General features: G+C 49.0%; 6 protein-coding genes. 4 read left to right on the top strand and 2 right to left on the bottom strand.

Going from position 1 to position 3,929, the window contains the following annotated elements; translation table 11 throughout:
* The 4 genes from Q0294_RS18855 to Q0294_RS18840 form a co-directional block, all read left to right on the top strand.
* The coding region (locus Q0294_RS18855; RefSeq protein ID WP_299468547.1) for a hypothetical protein at positions 1-362 on the top strand (362 nt) is incomplete at its 5' end.
* Positions 363-364: 2 nt separating this feature from the next.
* Positions 365-883, top strand: a complete 519-nt coding sequence (locus tag Q0294_RS18850; protein ID WP_299468545.1) for an N-acetyltransferase — start codon at positions 365-367, stop codon at positions 881-883.
* A 165-nt stretch (positions 884-1,048) separates the two neighbouring features.
* Positions 1,049-1,285, top strand: coding sequence for a hypothetical protein (locus Q0294_RS18845; protein WP_299468543.1), 237 nt, complete (start codon positions 1,049-1,051; stop codon positions 1,283-1,285).
* A 53-nt stretch (positions 1,286-1,338) separates the two neighbouring features.
* On the top strand, positions 1,339-2,190 hold the full coding sequence (locus Q0294_RS18840; protein ID WP_299468541.1) for a TatD family hydrolase: 852 nt from the start codon (positions 1,339-1,341) through the stop codon (positions 2,188-2,190).
* 69 nt (positions 2,191-2,259) lie between these two features.
* On the opposite strand, the gene mog is transcribed toward Q0294_RS18840, so the two are convergent.
* Positions 2,260-2,841 carry a molybdopterin adenylyltransferase gene (gene mog, locus Q0294_RS18835; protein ID WP_366917991.1) on the bottom strand — a complete coding sequence of 194 codons (582 nt, stop codon included), beginning with the start codon at positions 2,839-2,841 and terminating at the stop codon, positions 2,260-2,262.
* A gap of 118 nt (positions 2,842-2,959) precedes the next feature.
* Positions 2,960-3,929: proton-conducting transporter membrane subunit (locus Q0294_RS18830; protein WP_299468537.1), on the bottom strand; the 970-nt coding region annotated here is incomplete at its 5' end.

Below are 3,929 nucleotides of genomic sequence, written 5' to 3'. Positions count from 1 at the left end.
ATTCATATCCGGGCCTGCAATGGTTTTCTCAACGTCCCGTGTATCAATACCTGACACGCCGCACAGACTGGAAGGTGTTTCATTTGCACTGGAAAAAGAAAACAGAACCCGACGACCATATCTGGGAAAATTTGAAAGCGATGCAGGAGCAACACAAAGTTCCCTTGATGTTATGGGAGTATCAGCCTGAAGATAAACAGGTTAAAGCACTACAGCAGCGGGGGGTGGCTTCGTTTGTTTTGAATCCACTTACCGTCAAACCATCGCAGGGTAACTATCTGACAGAGATGCAACGCCAATTGGATGAGCTTGAAGAATTTCTTAAGCAGCATACTACTTTAACCAAATCAAACGAAAAATAAGTATGTTCCAGATTCGACAGGAAACAGTGCAGGACAATACCGCCATCAGGCAGATTCACGAACGTGCTTTCGGGCAATCGGCAGAGGCAGATCTGGTTGATCGGCTACGCATTTCGTGCCCTGATCAAATTTCTCTGGTTGCCGTTGCAGGGGACCAGTTAGTCGGACATATTCTGTTTACCCCAGCGAAAATTGAATATACGGATGGATCCAAGGTGAGCGGGATAGGGTTGGCGCCGTTGGCGGTACTACCTGAATTTCAAGGAAAGGGAGTGGGAAGTCTCCTGATTCAGGCCGGGCTGGATCAATTACACGAATTAAAACAGTCGTTTGTAATTGTCCTGGGGCATCCTGGCTATTACAGCCGATTTGGGTTCGAACCAGCTTATCGCTACCAGATTTCCTGTGAATTTACGGGGGAAAATCGAGAAGCGTTTATGATTTATCTATTGAATCATCCGGCATTTCAGGCAAAAGAGGGGGTTGCCCGCTATCATCCCGATTTTTCTGCATTTGCTTAGCCCGGATAGGCCGCATATACTGAATTTCTGTCTCAGATTGGCTGAAAGTGAGTTGTACTCAGTTGAGACTCTTGGAAGTGCCGATGTAGGTTATATAATAGAAACGGAAACACATTTTATCATGATGGAGCTAATCCAGGCAGAATAATCCGAAAGGTTTTAGTGATGCAAACAGCTTTACAGGTTTTAGATCGGGAGTACCTTGAAGCCCGTTGTTCCCTTCTGGAACTTGCTGCGGCTTTGGACCGTATTGATCGGGCCTCTGACCACGAAGAGGGTGCAGGTGAATTCAGTGATTCCCGACTGGAATTATTGAAACAGGCGATGGCATTGTTAAGTGAGAAAAGTCATCTGCCGAATCGGTCTGAACGGATGCTGCTACTCTTTTCCGATCTGGACTAAACGACTTCCAATTCTCCCGCCCAAATTCCATTTGATTTATCAGTGAGACGATCATGCAAATCATTCAACCTCATTATCATGCCATTGCACGTACCGCTCAGGATTATGAACGCATGGCAATGTCCGGCGTTGTCGCCGTTGCGGAACCCGCCTTCTGGGCCGGTTTCGACCGCCTATATCCGGAAACGTTCATTGACTACTTTCGGCAGATTAGTGAATTCGAACCGACACGTGCCGCCGAGTATGGCATCAAGCATTACTGCTGGGTTGCCGTGAATCCCAAAGAAGCTGAAAACCCGGAGCTCAGCCACGAAGTACTCAAAAAGATGCCTGAATTCTTTAACAAGCCGACCGTGCTCGGTGTGGGGGAAATCGGGTTTCATAAAACTACCAAAAATGAAGAAGAGATCTTCGAAGCGCAGGTTGAACAGGCCATTAAATATGACCAGTTGATTCTGATTCATACGCCTCACCTGCAGGATAAAGTGCGCGGCACGAAACGCACGTTAGAAGTGTTATCCCACATGAACGTGAATCCGGAACGAGTCTGGATTGACCATGTGGAAGAGCATACGATTCGTGAACCACTGGAAGCCGGCTACTGGGTTGGATTCACTTTGTACCCCGTTACCAAGTGCTCGCCAAAGCGAGCCGTCGATATGCTCGAAATGTATGGACATGAGCGGATTCTAGTAAATTCGTCTGCAGACTGGGGACCCAGTGATCCCTTTACCCTCCAGCAGTGTGTCGTTCAATTCCGGGCGAGAGGTTATTCCACACAGGATGCCATAGAAATCTTCCACAATAATCCGGCTCGGTTCCTGGGACAAAATCCCAAGTTTGATATTAAGCCGATTCGGCTGGAAACCATCGATGAACCCAGTCATAACCTGATTGGAAACTGATTTTTCCGCAAATGAAATTAGAATGAAACAGGAGCAATGAGTGAAATCGTTGCTTCTGTTTTTTTATGCCTATTTCTTTTTGGGGCGGAACGCGACGAGCCGTTCTTCATTCGTCTCCAGGTACGGTCCTTCGAGCAAGTCAATACAGTAGGGAATTGCAGGGAAAACCGCGTCTAGGCATTCCTGAATTGCTTTAGGCTGCCCTGGCAGATTGACAATCAATGCGCCGCCGCGAATGACGGCTGTCTGCCGGGAAAGAATGGCCGTCGGGACTTTTTCCAGCGAGACTTTTCGCATCAGTTCACCAAAACCCGGCATCTCTTTGTCAGCGACAGACAGTGTCGCTTCCGGCGTAATATCTCGTTTCGCAGGTCCCGTGCCTCCAGTTGTGACAATCAGGCAGCACTGTTCCTGATCAGACAGTTCTTTCAGAGTTTCAATGATCGTAGAAAGCTCATCGGGGATGATGCGGGCGACTGAAGTCCAGTCGCTACTGAGAACTTCAGACAGATAGTCCAAAATCGCAGGGCCTCCCCGATCTTCGTATTCACCTCGACTGGCGCGGTCGGAAACAGTCACAATTCCGATTTTCGCTTGATCCGTATCTGACACGAATGGCCTTTCTGATAATGAAGCTTTAACTTCGACCATGTTAAAAATGAATCTGAATTCGATTCAATATGGTCACTGTATTCGATTGGTAGATCACCTTCCACTCAGCATTCATTCCGATGAGAAGATTTTCCGGAATTGGCCTGATCATGCAAACTCATAAAGGCGGTACCGATTTCTGAGTTTCAGTGAGACCCGTCTGCGCATCAACCGCCGGCGTTGATTCATGCAGGACAGTCCCCCGAAGACGAATCAGTTCCATGGCGGCGTGATGCCGGGAAGTCACTCCCGGCTGCGGATAGAGTCCCCCTCCCAGGATAAGGACTACCAGGATCAGAATAGCTACATGTTCTGAAGTTCGTGCACGGAGCGAAATCGAAGCTATGTGACGTGCTCCGGTAAAGACTCGAAAATAGGCCTGCAGAATTGCGATACTGTTCAACGCAGCGGCAATCACAACAGCCGTTCCGACGAGAGGGTAGACTTCAATGGCCCCTTCAACAAGAAGTTCGGTTCCGATGAATCCCACCGTTCCGGGGAAACCAATCGATGCGAGTCCGGTTACCAGAAACAATGTTGCCAGTGTGGGAGTGTGTTCGTAGAGTCCGTGGTATTCTACAAGAGAAATTCGCCCGATTCTGGCTTCGATGGAACGAAACGTCAGTGCAAATCCTGCCATCGAAATTCCGACGGAAATCCAGACGCAAAGTCCTCCTGTTAACCCCAGAGGAGTCGCCATTTCTAAACCGACCAGTACAAGGGATGAATGGCTCAAAAACAGATAACAGAAGAATCGACGTGCTTCCCGCTGCACGAGCGCCATTCCGGCCGCATAAACGGCGGTTGTTAGAGACACTAACGCGATACCTTGCAGCGCCCAATCGGGGGCAATTGGAAAAACCAGTCTGACGATAGCATAGGCACCGGTCATCGGAGTGACAAACAGCAAGGCCGTTCCGAAGGTCGCTTTTTCAAAGAGATCCGTCATCCAGCAGTGCAGTGGAATAATGCCGCTGCGCAACAGGGCGGCAGTTGTCAGAAATGCTCCTGCTATCAGTGAAATCGAATCACCGACCTCACCGAGCACCTCAAGGTGCACGCCAAAGATCACCACAGCCGTCGCGGTC

This window comes from uncultured Gimesia sp. (genome assembly GCF_937919775.1).
Lineage (GTDB): Bacteria > Planctomycetota > Planctomycetia > Planctomycetales > Planctomycetaceae > Gimesia.
The sequence above is the reverse complement of the archived record's forward strand: the minus strand, read 5'-3'. Positions and strand labels throughout refer to the sequence as shown.

Excerpts from the sequence above, each read along its gene's own strand:
- Q0294_RS18850 (WP_299468545.1), top strand. The coding sequence starts at position 365 with ATGTTCCAGATTCGACAGGAAACAGTGCAGGACAATACCGCCATCAGG.
- Q0294_RS18845 (WP_299468543.1), top strand. The coding sequence starts at position 1,049 with ATGCAAACAGCTTTACAGGTTTTAGATCGGGAGTACCTTGAAGCCCGT.
- Q0294_RS18840 (WP_299468541.1), top strand. The coding sequence starts at position 1,339 with ATGCAAATCATTCAACCTCATTATCATGCCATTGCACGTACCGCTCAG.
- mog (WP_366917991.1), bottom strand. The coding sequence starts at position 2,841 with ATGGTCGAAGTTAAAGCTTCATTATCAGAAAGGCCATTCGTGTCAGAT.